Below are 15519 nucleotides of genomic sequence, written 5' to 3'. Positions count from 1 at the left end.
CGGTGGCATACTAAGCGGTCGCTTGATGTCAGGGGAACCGCTCAGTCGGACTTCTTCGGGCGGGCCCTGACGTGTATCCGCTCCCCCTGCGGCCCGTACAGGCTCAGGAACTCCACCGGGCCGTCCGGCGTCGGACCGAACCAGTGCGGGACGCGGGTGTCGAACTCGGCCGCCTCTCCGGGGCCGAGGACGACGTCGTGCTCCCCGAGGACGAGCCGGAGCCTCCCGGAGAGCACGTACAGCCACTCGTAGCCCTCGTGGACGCGCGGCTCCGGCTCCTCCTGCTGCGGCTTCTCCTGGATGACCTTGTACGCCTGGAGGCCGCCCGGCTGCCTGGTCAGCGGGAACATCGTGCGGCCGTGGCGCACGATCGGCTTCGTCCGGATCCGGGGGTCACCCGTCGCCGGGGCGCCGACCAGCTCGTCGAGCGCGACCTGATGGGCGCGGGCCAGCGGCAGGAGCAGTTCGAGGCTCGGCCTGCGCTGCCCGGACTCCAGCCGGGAGAGCGTGCTCACGGAGATGCCGGTGTCGGCGGAGAGCTCGGCCAGGGTCACCCCGCGGTCGCGGCGGACCCGGCGGAGCCGGGGGCCGACCTCGTGGAGAACGGCGTCGATGCGATCGTCTTCGGTCATACGTCCATTCTTGCAGAAACGGCAAGTTCGCTTGCTGGTCGCGCCGGATGCGGGTGACCCTCGCTGCATGAACGCACATCTGGAGAACACGTACGAGGCAGTGGTGGTCGGAGGGGGCGCGGCGGGGCTCAGCGCCGCCCTGATCCTGGGCCGGTCGCGGCGCCGGACCCTGGTCGTCGACGCCGGCCGGCCGCGCAACGCGCCCGCCGCGCACATGCAGGGCGTCCTGTCCCGGGACGGCATGAGCCCGGCCGACTACCTGGCGGCCGGGCGGGCCGAGATCGCCGGGTACGGGGTCGACCTGCGGGCCGGCGAGGTGACGGGCGCGGCTCCGGACGGGAACGGCGGATTCGTCCTCACCCTGGCGGACGGGGACACGGTCGGCGCGCGGCGGCTCGTCGTCACCACCGGACTCGTCGACGAGCTCCCCGTGATCGACGGGCTCGCCGAGCGGTGGGGGCGGGACGTGCTGCACTGCCCGTACTGCCACGGCTGGGAGGTCCGTGACGAGGCCTTCGGGGTCATCGCGCACCCGACGATGCCCGCGCACCAGGCGCTGATGGTCGCGCACTGGTCGAAGGACGTGACCTTGTTCCTGCACACCTCCGCCGAGCCGACGGAGCACGAGGCGGCGCTCCTCGACGCGGCGGGCGTCCGGGTCGAGCGGGGTGAGGTGGTGGGGTTGGCGGTGGCGGACGACCGGCTGACCGGGGTGCGGCTCGCCGACGGCCGCACCGTGGCCCGCTCGGTGGTCTTCGCCGCGGCGTCACGCCTCGCTCCCCGGGACGGGGTGCTGCGCCAGCTCGGCGCGGAGCTGCGCGCGACCCCGTTCGGGGAGTTCGTGGTGGTGGACGAGGTGGGCCGGACGAGCGTGCCGGGTGTGTGGGCGGCCGGGAACGTGACAGGTCCGCAGGAACAGGTGGTCAACGCGGTGAGCCGGGGCTACCGGGCCGGTACCGCACTCAACAACGAGCTGGTGTTCGGCGCGCTCGAGGAGAAGGTGGCCGGTCGGCCGGTCGGATGAACCGCGGTGGCTGAGGCTGCGCCGCACAGGGCAAGGGGCGAGGATCGGTCATGGTGGCCGGAAACGACACACGGACTCACGGCTCACGGCTCACGGCTCACGGCTCACGGCTCACGGCTCACGGAAGGACGGGACACCTCCCATGCTCGGTACGCAGTTCACCAAGGGCTCTCCCTGCTGGATCGATCTCGGCAGCCCCGACACGAAGGCGGCCGCCGCCTTCTACACCGCCGTCTTCGGCTGGGAGTTCTTCTCGGCGGGACCCGAAGCCGGCGGCTACGGCTTCTTCCAGCAGGACGGCAGGACGGTCGCCGCGCTCGGGCCGCTCACCGAGGACGGCGCGAGCAGCGCCTGGACCGTGTACTTCCAGACCCCGGACGCGGACGCGACGCAGAAGGCCGCCGAGTCGGTGGGCGGGACGGTCCGCGCCGAGGCCTTCGACGTCATGGAGGCGGGACGGATGGCCGCCCTCACGGACCCGGGCGGCGCCCAGTTCGCCATCTGGCAGCCCGGTACGACCAAGGGCCTCGACCGGACGTCATCGACGAACACCCTCGTCTGGGCGGAACTGCACGTCGCCGAGCCGGAGGCCGTCCTCGGCTTCTACCGGACGCTGTTCGGCTGGCGGTGGGCGGAGATGGAGGCGCCCGGCATGATGTACCGGGTCATCTCCACGGCCGAGGGCGACCAGCAGGACGCCTCCTTCGGCGGCGTGGCCGAACTCCAGGACACGAGCGAGACCGCGCGCTGGATCCCGTACTTCGACGTCGAGGACGCCGACGCGATCGCCCTCTCGGCCCAGGGCAACGGCGGCACGGTCGTGATGCCCGCGGCCGACATCCCGGACGTCGGCCGCATCGCCTGGCTCACCGACCCCTTCGGCGCGACCTTCGCGGTCCTGAAGCCGGCCCCGATGGGCTGACCGGACAGCACTCGTTCACGCCGGTGAAAGTGGATTGCCGGGCCGGCGCACGGTGGGTAGCGTCGCCGTTCATGATTCCGACGCTGCGCACCGAGCGACTCCTGCTGGAGCCCTACGTCCCCGCGGACGAGGAGGCCTTCGTCGCCCTCTTTCAGGATCCGAGGGTGTCGGGGTGGATGGGTGACGGACCGGTTCCCGAGGCGGACGACCGGGCGCTGTTCGGCCGGATCTTCACGAAGGTCTACGCCCAGGAGCTGTTCGCCGTCTGGGCCGTTCGCCGGGACGGTCTGCTGGTCGGGCATGCCGAGATCAAGCCGACCGAGGACGTCGGGGGCCACGAGATCGTCTACGCCCTCGCCCCGGCGGCCTGGGGGTCGGGCCTGGGTACGGAGGTGGCCGAGGCCCTCGTGGCCTACGGCTTCGGCACGCTCGGCCTGCCCGAGGTGCACGCCACCGTGGCCGAACCCAACGTCGCTTCGCTGAAGTTGCTCGGCAGGATCGGATTCGAGCACGTCCGGGACATCACCGAGGACGACGGCAGCACCACCCACGTGCTGACCCGTCGCCCCTGACGACCGAGCCCCGGGGCCGGGCCGTACGGCCCGGCTCCGGCTCCGGCTCCGGCTCCGGCTCCGGCTCCGGCTCCGGCTCCGGCTCCGGCTCCGGCTCCGTCAACGCCCGAAGAGCTCGAACGTCACCGCCGGGCGGTCGCCGAAGCGGGCCGACGCCCGGCTCGTCGCCGCGGTGAGGAAGGAACGGACGTACTGCTCCGGGTCCTCGTCCGTCAGGGCCTCGATGTAGGCACGGTGGCAGAGCAGCGAGCGGATCGCACGGTCCAGGCCCGGGCCCGCGTCGACCGCGTGGGTCGGCGTGCTGGAGGCGGCGACCGCCACCCAGTGCACGCCGTTCCAGGGCTCCAGGCCCTGGTCGGCGAGTTCGGGGAAGATCCAGCGGTTTCCGGCGTCCGACGCCGCGTCCAGGGTGGCGCGGCCGACGGCCAGGTGGTCCGGGGTGTTCCAGGGAGCACCGGGGCCCCCGCCCCAGGTGTCACGGTGGTTGAGGGTGATCACAAGCTCCGGGCGGTGCCGGCGGATCGCGGCCGCGATGTCGCGGCGCAGCCCGATCCCGTACTCGATCACACCGTCGCGGTGATCCAGGAACTCGACCGTGTCCACTCCGACGACGGCGGCGCTGTCGCGCTGCTCCCGCTCGCGCAGCGGACCGCAGACGTCCGGCGCGAGGGTGTCGATGCCGGCCTCACCGCGGGTCGCGAGGACGTAGACCACCTCCTTCCCGGCGTCCGTCCAGGCGGCGACGGCCGCCGCGCAGCCGTACTCCAGGTCGTCGGGGTGGGCGACGACGGCGAGGGCGCGCTGCCAGTCGCCGGGCATCTCCGCGAGGTCCATGACATCGGTTCCGGTCATGACCGCAGGATACGGGCCGCCTCCGCGGCCGTCGGGCGGAACGCTCCGGAAAGGATCACCGAACGCGAGACGTTCCGGGGCCGGTCGGGGTTGAGGCCGCGCCGGACCGCGAGGGCGACCGCGAGCCGCTGGGCCCGGACGAGCGCGGCGACCGGGTCGATCGCGTCGGCGGCGAACAGGGCTCCCGTGGACTCCACTTCGTCCTTCAGCCCAGAGGGGGCAGGACCGAGGCACCAGACGAGGCTGGACCGGTCGCTGATGCTGATCGGTCCGTGGCGGTACTCCATCGCCGCGTACGACTCCGTCCAGACGCGGGCCACTTCGCGCAGTTTGAGGGCCGCCTCGTCGGCGAGTCCGACGGTCCAGCCGGTGCCGAGGAAGGTGAACTGGCCGCGCCGCTCCCAGGCGGCGGGCAGCCGCTCGTACAGGACGAGTTCGGCGTCGGCGATGGCGGGGCCGAGGTCCACCCCGAGTCCCGCGCGCAGGAGTTGGAGGGCCGTGGTCGCGAACCGGGTCTGGACGACGGAGCGTTCGTCGGCGAAGCCGAGGTCGAGCACCCGGTCGGCGAGCTGCCCGGCGGGGCTGTCGGGTACGCCGGTGAGGACGAGGGTCGGGATCCGTCCCGCCGCGCCGGCGAGCAGCTGCACGACCTCCGTGGTGGTGCCGGAGCGGGTGAGGGCCACGATCCGGTCGTAACCGCGCCCGAGCGGCGTGGAGTCGGAGGCGGGGAAGGCGTCGGTCTCGCCCGCGCCGAGCGATTCGCGCAGGGCCGCGTAGGCGCGGGCGATGAAGTACGAGGTGCCGCAGCCGACCACCGCCACGCGCTCGCCGCGTGCCGGCAGCAGGTCGGCGTCGCGGTCGGCGATCTCGGCGGCGCGGCGCCAGCAGTCGGGCTGGCCGGCGATCTCCGCGCTGACGTGGGTGCTCATGTCCCGGTTCCTCTCCTCGGAGGGCCCCTCACGGGGCCCTCACCGAGTCATACCGGCATCCGTCCGGAGCACTCCATGAGCAAGGGCATGCCACCCCTTGGACTTTTGCGCGCCGCCGGTCCCCTTCCGCTCCCCGGCGGTCAGATCTCGTCGCGGGCGAGCGCGAGCAGCCGGTCGAGGACGCGCGGTCCCCCGGCCCGCAGCCCGTCGTGCTCGAACTCGTCCGTCACCCAGGTGCGCAGTCCCCGGATCGTGTGCGCGGCGTCGAGGGAGTGGGCGGTGTCCACGTACATGTCGTCGTGGTAGACGGCGGCCGCGACCGGGACCGTGTTGGCGGCGAGCCGCTCGGGGTCGTAGAGCGGGGCCCAGTCGGTGCGGGCGGCCAGCAGTTCCGCGGTCTCGCGGAGCGGGCGCAGGGCGGGGTCGGTGGTGAAGTGCCAGGGGTGGACGGTCTCGCCGGTGAAGAGGAGCGGCCGGCCTTCGGCGAGCGCGGTGCGGGCGTCGAATTCGGGGTACTCGGCGCGGACCCGCTCGGCGGCCCAGTCGGTGGGGCCCTGCCCCTGGGCGTAGATGGCTTCGTGGAGCACGGCGTACAGCGGGTGTCCGGCGTACGACAGGTGGGTCTGGACCTGCTCCAGGAAGGCGTCGGCGAGCGCGGGTCCGCCGGGGGTGGGGACGAAGGCGCCTTCGAGGAGCAGATGGAGCTGGTGGGTGCCCTCGCCGGAGCCGAGGACGATGCCGAGGGACTGGAAGGCCTCGGGGGTGAGCCGGCCGCCGCCGGGGAGGGTGACCTCGTGGTCGAGGAGGTGGGTGACGACGGCCCGGGCCCGTTCGGCGTCCTGCGGGTAGCGGGCGAAGTGGGCCGCGTTCTTGCGCCGGATCCGGGGGTAGGCGGCGCGGTAGACCTCGTCGGCGGTGGCGTACAGGGAGGGGAGGCCGCCGGTGATCAGGACCCGCTCCAGGCCTTGGGGCGCGGTGGAGAGGTAGTGGGTGGCGCAGAAGCCGCCGAAGCTCTGGCCGAGGACGGTCCAGGGGGCGCCGCCGGTGAGCCGGCGCCGGATGAGCTCGCAGTCCTTGACGATCGAGTCGGCGCGGAAGTGGGTGAGGTAGTCGGCCTGCTCGGCCGGGGTGCCGCGGAGAGGCAGGGTCTGGCGGTTGGCGGGGGTGGAGCGGCCGGTGCCCCGCTGGTCGAGGAGGAGGACGCGGAAATCCCTGACGGCCCGGCCGAGCCAGGCCTGCGGACCGATGAACCGGCGGGCGCCGAAGCCGGGTCCGCCCTCCAGGTAGACCAGCCAGGGGAGTCGTTCCGGGTCCGCGCCGGCATTGCCGGCCGCGACGACCTCACGGCCGAAGACCTCGATCCGCTCGCCGTCGGGACGGGAGTGGTCGAGGGGGACGGGGAAGCGGTGGTCGGTGAGGACGAGTCCCGGCTGCCGGTAGGTGGTCACGCTGTTCCTGTTCCTGTTCGGTACGCCCCCGCCGGGACAGTGGATCACATGGCGGGGGCGTACCGGAGGCAGGGAGCCTGGACGTGTCAGGTCGGGATGGTCAGGAGGTCGGGAAGTCGTCCGCGGTCCTGATGCGGTCACGGACCCAGACACCGGCGGGCTTCAGCGAGCCGGTGCCGGCCCAGGGGCCGCCCGCGTCGCAGGTGCCCGTCTTGAAGACGGCGCCGCTGCGCTCGTCGTCGGAGAAGTTCCAGTTGACCCAGCTGATCTTCTTGGCGGCCATGAGGTCGAGGAACCGCTGCGACATCGCGAAGTCGTTGCTGCCCTCACCGGCGTAGTTCTGGGTGCCGAACTCGGTGACGAAGACGGGCAGCTTGTCGGCGGCGCGGGAGAGGGTGTTCAGGTACTCGTCCCGGTGCGAGAACGCGTAGAAGTGGAAGGTGTACATGATGTTGGTGGCGTTCACCGGGTTGGACACGACCTCGGACTCGTTCGCGCCGTCGGAGACTCCGAACGAGGACCACGCGCGCGTGCCGACGAGGATCGGGGTCTCGGCGTCCTTGGCGCGGATGACCGGGATGAGCTGCTCGGCGTAGCTCTTGATCCGGGACCAGGCGACGCCGCTGGGCTCGTTGGCGATCTCGTACAGCAGGTTGGTCTTGGAGCCGTGGCGCTGGGCGATCTCGGTGAAGAAGGTCTTGGCACGGGCGAGGTTGTAGTGCGGGTCGCCCGGGTCGAGCATGTGCCAGTCGACGATCACGTACATGCCGCGCGCGGTGGCCTGCTCGATGAGGGAGTGGGCGAGGTCGGTGTACTTGCGCGGGTCGGTCTCGTAGCCCTCCTCCTGGACGTACGTGGAGACGCGCAGGACGTCGGCGTTCCAGTCCTTGGCGAGGGCGTCGAGCGAACCGCCGGTCAGACACTGGCTGTACCACTGGGTGCCGTGGCTGGACATGCCGCGGAGCTGGATCGGCTTGTCGTACGTGTTGCAGAGCTTGGTGCCGCAGACCTTGAGCTGGCCGTTGATCGCGGCGGGGGTGCTGCCGGTGGGGGGCGGGGTGGTGGCGTTGTCGACGGCGAGGTGGTCGACGTTGGGGCCGCCGTTGGCGGTGGTGGCGGTGGCGCGGATCGTGTTGTCGCCGGCCTTGAGGGTGGTGGTGACGGTGGTGGTCGCCCAGCTGGTCCAGGCGCCGGTGCCGGCGAAGGACTTGCCGGAGGCGGCGACGGCGCCGTTGACGGCGATGTCCATGGGGCGGTCGGTGGTGGTGCCGTTGGCGTAGCGCAGGGTGAGGGTCGCGGGGCCCGCCTGGGCGGCGTTGACGTTCCACTGGACGTAACTGCCGGTGGAGTTGTCGTAGTTGACGAATCCGTTGCCGGTGAATCCGGTGTGGTTGGACTCGACGACACCCTGGGAGACGGTGGCCGTCTCCGCCTCGTGGGTGACGGGGGCGGCGCTCGCGGTGGGCGGCGCGGTGGCGAGGCCGAGGAGCAGGGCTCCGAGGGCGGTTCCGGCGACGCCGAGGCGCCGGATGCCGGGTCGATGGCCGATGCGGGTACGGGCTTGTGCGGATCGTGCCGAAGTCATGGGGGTCTCCACGGAACGACGAACGAGGCCTGAGGAAGGCCGGGGAAGGCACAACTGGACTGGAAGGAAACTTTCCTAACGGATGAATAGCAGGGTCTCGAAGTGCCTCGCAAGGGTCATGACAAGAGACGCTGTTCAGCGGGCTGACAGCAGAGTTCCCGCGAACTCAGCGCGGGACGAGACCCTTCCCCACGAGGTAGTTCCGCGCCACGTCCCCCGGGAGGCGCCGCCAGCTGTCCACCTGCTCGTTGAGCTGCGCCAGATCGGCCGTGGTCAGGACCGTGTTGAGGCGGGAGAGCGCCCGGCTGACGCCCTCGCCGCCGGCACGGGCGCGGTTCACGACGGGAACGACGTGGTCGGCGTTCTGCAGGTGTCTGTCGTCGTCGAGCAGGACGAGCCCGAACACGTCGAGTGTGGCATCGGTGGTCGTGGTGAGCACCAGCTGATCCTGGCCGCTCTGGACGGCCTGTTTGGCCGGGGTGGTACCGACACCCTTGGGATCGACAGCCGTGATGTCGATCCCGTAGACCTCCCTCAGACCCGGGGCGCAGTACGGCCTCCGGACGCATTCGTCGCCGGCCGCGAGCCGGATGGGAAGGCCGGTGGCGCCGAGGTCGCTGAGGGTCTTCAGCCGGTGCTCGTCGGCGAAGGCGGCGGTGACGGCGAAGGCGTTCTGGTCGACGGCGCGGCCGGCGTCGAGGACGGTGAGCCCGCGCGGGGCGGCGAGCGCGCGGAGGGCGGTCATGGTGGCGGCCAGGTCGGGCGAGCCGACGGTCGGCGCGTCCGCCCCGTTGACCTTGGCGTTCAGCCAGTCGGCGAAGGTCGCCGCGTACTCCGGTACGACATCGATCTGACCGCGCTCCAGGGCCGGTTCGTACAGCTCGCGGTTGGTGACGGAGAGGATCTTCGTACCATAACCGGCCTCCTCGAGCAGCAGGGCGTACATCTGGGCCAGCAGGTCGCTCTCGGTGAACCCGGCCGAGCCGACGGTCAGATGCCGGGTGTCACCCGGCGGGGCCGTCACGTCGCCCTGGGCCTCCAGGGACGGGCCCGTGGCACAGCCGCCGAGGGCGGCACAGGCCGCCAGGAGGAGACCGAGGACGGCGGCCCGGCGTTGCCGGGACGCCGGGCTCACCTGCCGCTCCCCCGCGCGACGGCGGGAGCGAGGCGCTGGACGCCCTCGAAGACCCCTTCCACGAGCAGTGCGAGCACCGCGACGAGGCAGGCCCCGGCGACGACCTGAGGGGTGGAGGCGAGGTTGAAACCGGCCGTGATGATCCGGCCGAGCCCGCCGCCACCGGCGAGCGCGGCCACGGTGGCGGTGGCGACGAGCTGGACGGCGGCGATCCGTACCCCGGTGAGGACCAGCGGCAGCGCGAGCGGCAGTTCCACCAGGGCGAGGGTCTGGCGGCCCGTCATGCCCATGCCCCGGGAGGCCCGTACGACGTCGGGGTCGACGCCCCGCATCCCCACGTACGCGTTGGTCAGCAGCGGCGGTAGGGCGAACAGGACGAGCGCGATGATCGTCGGCCACTCGCCGTACGAGCCGATCGGGCTGAGCAGGAGGAGGACGAGGACGGCGAAGGTGGGGACGGCCCGGCCGACGTTGGAGAGGTTCACGGCGAGCGCGCCGCCCTTGCCGAGGTGCCCGAGGACGAGGGCGACCGGGAGGGCGATCGCGCAACTGATGAGGAGGCAGACGACGGTGAGGAAGAGGTGCTCGCCGAGCCGGTGCCAGACGCCGTTCTCGCCGGACCAGTGCGCGGAGGTGGTGAGCCAGGACCAGGCGTCGGCGAGGGTGGTCACGCGGCCTGCCCATGGGTCCGGGGGGTGGTCATGCGGCCTGCCCGCGGGTCCAGGGGGTGAGCAGGCGTTGGGCGCCGAGGAGGAGCAGGTCCGCGGCGACGGCGATCAGGACGCAGAGCACCGAGGCGGTGAGGACCTGGGCCTTGAAGTAGGTGTTCATCCCGGAGTAGATGAGGTTGCCGAGGCCGCCGTGGCCGACGATCGCGCCGATCGTGACGAGGGAGACGGCGGAGACGGTGGCGATCCGGAGCCCGGCCATGGCGGCGGGCACGGCGAGTGGCAGCTCGACGGCGAGCAGGAGCCGGACCGGCCCGTATCCGAGGCCGCGGGCGGCCTGGCGGGTCTCCTCGGGGACGGCGCGGAGCCCGGCGAGGATGTTCCGGACGAGGAGGGTGAGGGAGTACAGGACGAGGCCGGCCACGACCAGCGTGGCGGAAAGTCCGTACACGGGGAGGAGCAGCGAGAACATCGCGAGCGCCGGAACCGTGTACAGGAGCGTGGTGACCCCGAGGACCGGCCCGGCCGCCCAGCGCCAGCGGCGGGCCGCGACGGCCAGGGGCAGGGCGAGCACCAGGCCGAGGGCGACGGAGACGCCGGTCAGCTGGAGGTGCTGGACGACGGCGTCGCTGAGGATCTCGCTCCGGGTGGAGAGATAGGCGCCGCAGATCCACTCGTTGCGGGCGAGGCAGTCGTCGGGCGGCGCGGTCACCCTCCCATTCGAGGCGGTACGGGGCCGCCGCGCACGCGGGCCGGTCCGTTCGGGGACGGGAACCGTTCGTGGGCGGGGACCACGCCGGACAGGCCCTGGGTCGCCGCCCGGGCGACGCCGGTCAGCGGTTCTGCCGAGGCCCGGGCGACGCCGGTCAGCGGTTCTCCTGGAGGACCGACAGGACGTTGCCCGCGGGGTCCGTGAACCACGCGATGGCCGGTCCGCCGTCGGTCCGCACGATGCCCTTCTCGTCGGCCTCGAAACCGTCGTAGCGCTCCAGGGTCACTCCGCGCCCCGTCAGCTCGTCCACGGCCCGGTCGATGTCGTCGACCTGGAAGTTGAGGATCGTGAAGGTGGCGGGGGCGTGGTTCTCCTTGGGATAGACGAAGATCCGGGTCCCGCCGGCCAGGGTGAGGAAGAGCATCCGCATGTCGCCCTGACCCTCCTCGCCCACCTCCAGGCCGAGGGTCTCGCCGTAGAAGCGCCGGGCGGCGTCCAGGTCGTCGACCGAGAAACCGCTGAATGCCGTGGTTTCGCCGAACATGGCGTGCTCCTTTCCGGGGCCCGTTCCGAGGCACCCCTTCCAGGATCCGCCGAGTGTCCGCCGCCCGCCGCTCAGGGTGGGGCGCGGGACGCTCAGGGCGCGATCGGCAGCTGCCGCTTGTGCTCGGTGAGCTCGTAGCGGCGCACGATCGAGGCGAAGGCGGCCTCCGCGACCGGCTTCCCCTCCAGGAAGTCGTCGATGTCGTCGTAGGTGACGCCGAGGGCGTCCTCGTCGGGCTTGCCCGGGTCCAGGGTCTCCAGGTCGGCCGTGGGGGTCTTCCAGACCAGCTCGGCCGGGGCGCCGAGCTCGGCCGCGACCGCGCGGACGCGCCGCTTGGTCAGTCCGGTCAGCGGGACGACGTCGGCGGCGCCGTCGCCGAACTTGGTGAAGAAGCCGGAGACGGCCTCGGCGGCGTGGTCGGTGCCGACGACGAACCCGTCGTTGGCACCGGCGACCGCGTACTGGGCGATCATCCGCTGGCGGGCCTTGATGTTGCCCTGCACGAAGTCCTGGTGGTGGGCGTCGCGGAAGGTCACGCCACCGGCGAGGCAGGCCTCCAGGGCGCCGTCGCTCGCGGCCTTGACGTCCACGGTCAGGACCTCGTCGGCGCGGATGAAGCCGAGGGCGGTCTGTGCGTCCTTCTCGTCGGCCTGGACGCCGTACGGCAGGCGCATCGCGTAGAAGGTGGCCTCGTGGCCGGCGGCGCGGGCCCGCTCCACGGCGAGCTGGCAGAGCCGTCCCGCGGTGGTGGAGTCGACGCCGCCGCTGATGCCGAGGACGAGGGAGCGCAGACCGGTGGAGGTGAGCCGGTCGGTGAGGAAGGCCACGCGGCGCTCGATCTCGGCCCTCGGGTCGAAGGTCTCGGCCACCTGGAGGTCCCGGGCGATCTGCTGCTGGAGGGCGGTGGACGCCGGGTCGGTCACGGGGGTCTCCTCGTCAGGTCAGGGGCTGCGAGGGTCGACTTTACGCACCCGGGCCGGGGCACGTCGCCCTGCCCCGTACCCGAAAAGGCAGGTCAGGCTTCGGAAGGGGCCTCCAGCGCACGCTAACTCCGCAGGCCCTCAGGAATCAGGGGTGCAGAGGACCTCGACCCGCTGGACGAGGTTGTTCGCGAAGCCGCCGCGGTTCCAGGGTTCGACCAGCGGCTGGACGTTGCCCTCCGCGTCGGTGGCCCGCACGGTCAGATGGCGCAGGCCCGGGGTCGCCGCCCAGGTGGTGCGCCAGGCGGACCAGGCCCAGGGGTGCGCGGGATCCCGTACGAGTTCGGCCTCCGTCCAGGCCACCCCGCCGTCCTCGCTCACCTCGACGCGGGTGACCGGGCCGTGCCCCGACCAGGCGCGCCCGGCGAGCGGGACGGGGCCGGGGCGGACCACGCGGGTCCTGGACATGAAGTCGGGGAATCCGGGCGGCACCATCAGGGCCCGGGGCGCGATGAGCGTGACCGGCTCCCCCGGGTCCTCGCGCGCCTGCCGTACGCGATAGGCCACGCTCTGCTGGAAGCCGGTGTACGGGGTGTCGGTGAGCGTGATGTCGCGGAGCCACTTCACATGCGCCATGCCGTACCAGCCGGGGACGACGAGCCGGAGCGGGCTGCCGTGCTGCGGGGGCAGCGGTGCCCCGTTCATGGCGTACGCGACGAGGACGTCCCGGGCCGGGTCGGCGGCCGTCGTGAGGGGGAGGCTCCGCCGGTAGTCCTGCTCGACGCCCCGCTCCACACCGTGGTCGGCGCCGGTGAACACCGCCTCGACGGCGTCCTCCGCCGTACCCGCCTCCGCGAGGAGCGTCGCGAGGGGGACTCCGGTCCAGTCGGCGGTCCCGACGGCCTCGACCAGCCAGGGCTGGCTGACCGGGCGGGGCGACAGCCGGGCCCGCCCGTTCCCCGCGCATTCCAGGGTCACCCGGCGGGTGACGGAGGGCCGGGCACGGAGCGCGTCCAGGTCCAGGGTGAGGGTCCGGAGGACCCGGCCGCCGACGGTGAGCCGCCAGTCGTCGGCGGCGGTGTCGGGGATGTCGTAGTGCACGAGGACGTAGTGGAGCCCGGGCGGGGTGACGTCGTACCGCAGGGCTTCCAGGGGCAGTCCGTGGTTCCGGGCGGCGAGGGCCAGCTCCTGCGCGGTGACGCCCTCGTCCGGGTCGGCCACGCGTCCCGGTGTGCTGATGTCACTCAGACCACTCAGGGATCCGTCCATGCCCTCATGGTGCGCCGCGGCCCGGGGCGGGGCACCTCGGCCCGAAGGTGCGCCGCGGGCCGGGGCGGGCACCTCGGCCCGAACGGCCTCAGGTGTGCCGGGGGCCGCGCAGCGCTCGGTCCAGGCCGTCCTGGGGGAGGCCGGTGAGGGCGCGTACGAAGATCTCCTCGTAGGCCGGCTCGCCGATCGTCGCGCGGACCGTGTCCGTGTACTTCTCGCGCAGGGCCCGCAGGCCCGGCAGGCCGCGCCGGGGCTGGCCGGTGGAGCGCCAGTACGCCTCCCCCGTGCCGGAGACGTCGGCCGCACGTTCCCCGTCGCCGGCCGCCGCGAGGGCGGTGGCCAGGACATCGAGCCCGAGGGCGACACCCAGGCTCGCGCCGAGTCCCCGGGTGCCTTCGAGCATCGCGCGCGCGTGCCCGGCGGCGGTCGCCGGGTCGCCCTCCAGGAGGCCGGTGAGGGCGAGCTGGTACTCCAGGGCGGTCCGGGTCCAGTGCTCGTCCAGGCCCTCGCACTGGGTGCGCAGGGCCAGGGCCCGGTCCCGGGCTTCGCCGAGCCGGCCGAGGCCGGTGAGGGCGAAGACGCGCACGAGGTGGCAGCGGAGCCGGGCGGCGGAGTCGGCGGCGCCGCCCGCGGCGGCGTCGAGGACATGGCCCACCACGACGTACGCGGCCATCGGCCGGCCGGTGGTCAGGGCGAGGAGCCCGGCGAGGGCGGCGGCGTCCAGGGTCAGGTCACCGGGCCTGGGCCGTGCCTGGGCGCCGGCCGGGTGGTGGCCCTCCCCGTACCCCGTGGGCGGGTTCTCGGTGGTCTCCGTGTACTCGGTGGTCTCGGTGGTCTCCGTGTACTCCGCGTACCGGGCCTCCCGGGCACAGCGTTCGCTCACCTCCTGGGCAGGGCCGAACTCCCCCTGGAGTACGAGGGTGACGCCGAGCGCCCACAGAGCGCGGGCCCGGGTGCGGCCGCGCGCCCCGCTCAGCAGCAGGGCCTGTTCGAGACCGTCGCGGGCCTCGCGGAGGCGGCCCCGGCAGGACCAGGCGAAGGCGACGGAGCCGATGAGGTCGAGGGCCGCGTCGGGGTCGGTCCGCAGCAGCCGGTCGAGGGCGGTGCGCAGGTCGGTGTGGTGGGCGTCGACGGTCCGGAACCAGCGCAGTTGGCGGGCGCCGTGCCATGCGGTGTCGCCCCGGCGCGCGAGCCCCCGGAAGTGGGCGGCGTGCCGGTCGGCGACCGTCCCGGTCTCGCCGGTGCGGTCCAGCCAGGTCGCCCCGTACGCACGGATCGTGTCGAGCATCCGCAGTCGGCCGGCGGCGTCCGGCGGGCGGACGACGGAGGCGCGGACGAGCCCGTCGAGGGCTCCCGGCAGGGTGGCCCGGTCGAGGGGGCCGCCGATGCACACGGCGGTCGCCGACGCGAGGTCGAAGGGGCCCCGGAAGACGGAGAGCCTGGCCCAGAGGAGGCGTTCGAGCGGGGCGGCCAGCTCGTGGCTCCAGCCGATGGCTGCGCGCAGGGTCTGGTGGCGGCTCGGCCACACCCGCTCGGTGTGGGCGAGCAGGTCGAAGCGGGCGGACGGCGGGGCGTCGAAGCGGGTGCCGAGCTGGTCCCGGACGGCTTCGGCGCCCTGGAGGCGGATCTGGGCGGCGGCCAGTTCCAGGGCGAGCGGAATGCCTTCGAGGCGTACGCAGATCTCGCCGGCCGGACCGGCGGCGGGGAACTCCTCCCCGGCGGCCCGGCGGAGCAGTTCCAGGGCGTCGCCTCCGGCGGGCGGCAGCGGGTCGAGGGCGACGACCCGCTCCCCTTCGACGTCGAGGGGGCGTCGGCTGGTGGCGAGGACGGTGAGTCCGGGGGCGGCGGCGAGGAGTTCCGCCACGAGCCGGGCGCAGGGTTCGGCGAGGTGCTCGCAGGAGTCGAGGACGAGCAGCAGCCGGTCGTCGGCGAGCCGGCGGCAGAGTCCGGTGGGGGCCATGCCGGGGGTGTGGTCGGCGAGGTCGACGGAGTCGGCGACGAGGGCGACGAGGAGCCGGTCGCCGTCGAGCGGGGTGAGGTCGGTCCACCAGACGCCGTCGGGGTACAGGCCTGCGGCGAGATGCGCGGCGCGCAGGGCGAGCCGGGTCTTCCCGACTCCCCCGACGCCGGTCACGGTGACAAGGCGATGCTCCGCCAACGCGGCGGAGATTCGCTCCAGTTCCGTGCGGCGCCCCACGAAACCGGGGTTCTCGTCCGGCAGATGTCCACGCACGGGAGCAGTCTCCCTCATGAGAGCGACGAACGGGCGGGCGGCACCGGTTCGTTACGGTCCTCGGACCGAGGAGG

Annotated in this window: 15 protein-coding genes; 3 read left to right on the top strand and 12 right to left on the bottom strand. The window is 73.1% G+C overall.

Going from position 1 to position 15519, the window contains the following annotated elements; genetic code table 11:
- Positions 1 to 41: 41 nt before the first annotated feature.
- Complete coding sequence (locus OG462_RS37600) at positions 42 to 632, bottom strand: helix-turn-helix domain-containing protein (protein ID WP_406064890.1); 591 nt, start codon at positions 630 to 632, stop codon at positions 42 to 44.
- Between the two features lie 67 nt (positions 633 to 699).
- Between OG462_RS37600 and OG462_RS37595 the strand changes: the two genes are divergently transcribed.
- The 3 genes from OG462_RS37595 (at position 700) to OG462_RS37585 (ending at position 3150) form a co-directional block, all read left to right on the top strand.
- Entirely contained in the window at positions 700 to 1656 is a 957-nt protein-coding gene (locus tag OG462_RS37595) for an NAD(P)/FAD-dependent oxidoreductase (RefSeq protein WP_406064888.1), read from the top strand.
- A gap of 142 nt (positions 1657 to 1798) precedes the next feature.
- The gene (locus OG462_RS37590) at positions 1799 to 2578 is read left to right on the top strand and encodes a VOC family protein (RefSeq protein ID WP_406064886.1); all 780 of its coding nucleotides are present in this window, start codon (positions 1799 to 1801) and stop codon (positions 2576 to 2578) included.
- A 71-nt stretch (positions 2579 to 2649) separates the two neighbouring features.
- Entirely contained in the window at positions 2650 to 3150 is a 501-nt protein-coding gene (locus tag OG462_RS37585) for a GNAT family N-acetyltransferase (protein ID WP_406064884.1), read from the top strand.
- A gap of 99 nt (positions 3151 to 3249) precedes the next feature.
- Here the strand turns inward: OG462_RS37585 and OG462_RS37580 are convergent, their stop codons facing one another.
- The 11 genes from OG462_RS37580 to OG462_RS37530 form a co-directional block, all read right to left on the bottom strand.
- Positions 3250 to 4002 (bottom strand): PIG-L deacetylase family protein, encoded by a 753-nt coding sequence (locus tag OG462_RS37580; RefSeq protein WP_406064882.1) that lies wholly within the window; start codon positions 4000 to 4002, stop codon positions 3250 to 3252.
- Positions 3999 to 4931: an SIS domain-containing protein gene (locus OG462_RS37575; RefSeq protein ID WP_406064880.1), complete on the bottom strand. Its 933-nt coding sequence runs from the start codon at positions 4929 to 4931 to the stop codon at positions 3999 to 4001. Before OG462_RS37575 ends, OG462_RS37580 begins: the two co-directional genes overlap by 4 nt.
- A 140-nt stretch (positions 4932 to 5071) precedes the next feature.
- Positions 5072 to 6379 carry an alpha/beta fold hydrolase gene (locus OG462_RS37570; protein ID WP_406064878.1) on the bottom strand — a complete coding sequence of 436 codons (1308 nt, stop codon included), beginning with the start codon at positions 6377 to 6379 and terminating at the stop codon, positions 5072 to 5074.
- Between the two features lie 100 nt (positions 6380 to 6479).
- Positions 6480 to 7964 (bottom strand): cellulase family glycosylhydrolase, encoded by a 1485-nt coding sequence (locus OG462_RS37565; RefSeq protein ID WP_406064876.1) that lies wholly within the window; start codon positions 7962 to 7964, stop codon positions 6480 to 6482.
- A 166-nt stretch (positions 7965 to 8130) separates the two neighbouring features.
- Positions 8131 to 9099: an ABC transporter substrate-binding protein gene (locus OG462_RS37560; protein WP_406064874.1), complete on the bottom strand. Its 969-nt coding sequence runs from the start codon at positions 9097 to 9099 to the stop codon at positions 8131 to 8133.
- Positions 9096 to 9770: an ABC transporter permease gene (locus OG462_RS37555; RefSeq protein ID WP_406064872.1), complete on the bottom strand. Its 675-nt coding sequence runs from the start codon at positions 9768 to 9770 to the stop codon at positions 9096 to 9098. The genes OG462_RS37560 and OG462_RS37555 overlap by 4 nt, the downstream gene beginning before the upstream one ends.
- A 28-nt stretch (positions 9771 to 9798) precedes the next feature.
- Positions 9799 to 10479: an ABC transporter permease gene (locus OG462_RS37550; protein ID WP_406064870.1), complete on the bottom strand. Its 681-nt coding sequence runs from the start codon at positions 10477 to 10479 to the stop codon at positions 9799 to 9801.
- A 154-nt stretch (positions 10480 to 10633) separates the two neighbouring features.
- Positions 10634 to 11023, bottom strand: a complete 390-nt coding sequence (locus tag OG462_RS37545; RefSeq protein WP_406064868.1) for a VOC family protein — start codon at positions 11021 to 11023, stop codon at positions 10634 to 10636.
- A gap of 92 nt (positions 11024 to 11115) precedes the next feature.
- Positions 11116 to 11946, bottom strand: coding sequence for an ammonia-dependent NAD(+) synthetase (gene nadE / locus OG462_RS37540; protein WP_406064866.1), 831 nt, complete (start codon positions 11944 to 11946; stop codon positions 11116 to 11118).
- A gap of 138 nt (positions 11947 to 12084) precedes the next feature.
- Positions 12085 to 13212 carry a sulfite oxidase gene (locus OG462_RS37535; RefSeq protein WP_406064864.1) on the bottom strand — a complete coding sequence of 376 codons (1128 nt, stop codon included), beginning with the start codon at positions 13210 to 13212 and terminating at the stop codon, positions 12085 to 12087.
- Between the two features lie 88 nt (positions 13213 to 13300).
- Entirely contained in the window at positions 13301 to 15463 is a 2163-nt protein-coding gene (locus OG462_RS37530) for an ATP-binding protein (protein WP_406064862.1), read from the bottom strand.
- Between the last annotated feature and the right edge of the window lie 56 nt (positions 15464 to 15519).

The sequence above is a fragment of the Streptomyces sp. NBC_01077 genome, from assembly GCF_045162855.1.
Taxonomy (GTDB): Bacteria; Actinomycetota; Actinomycetes; order Streptomycetales; family Streptomycetaceae; genus Streptomyces.
Note: the sequence above shows the minus strand (reverse complement) of the source record. Positions and strands in the feature narration are given on the sequence as shown.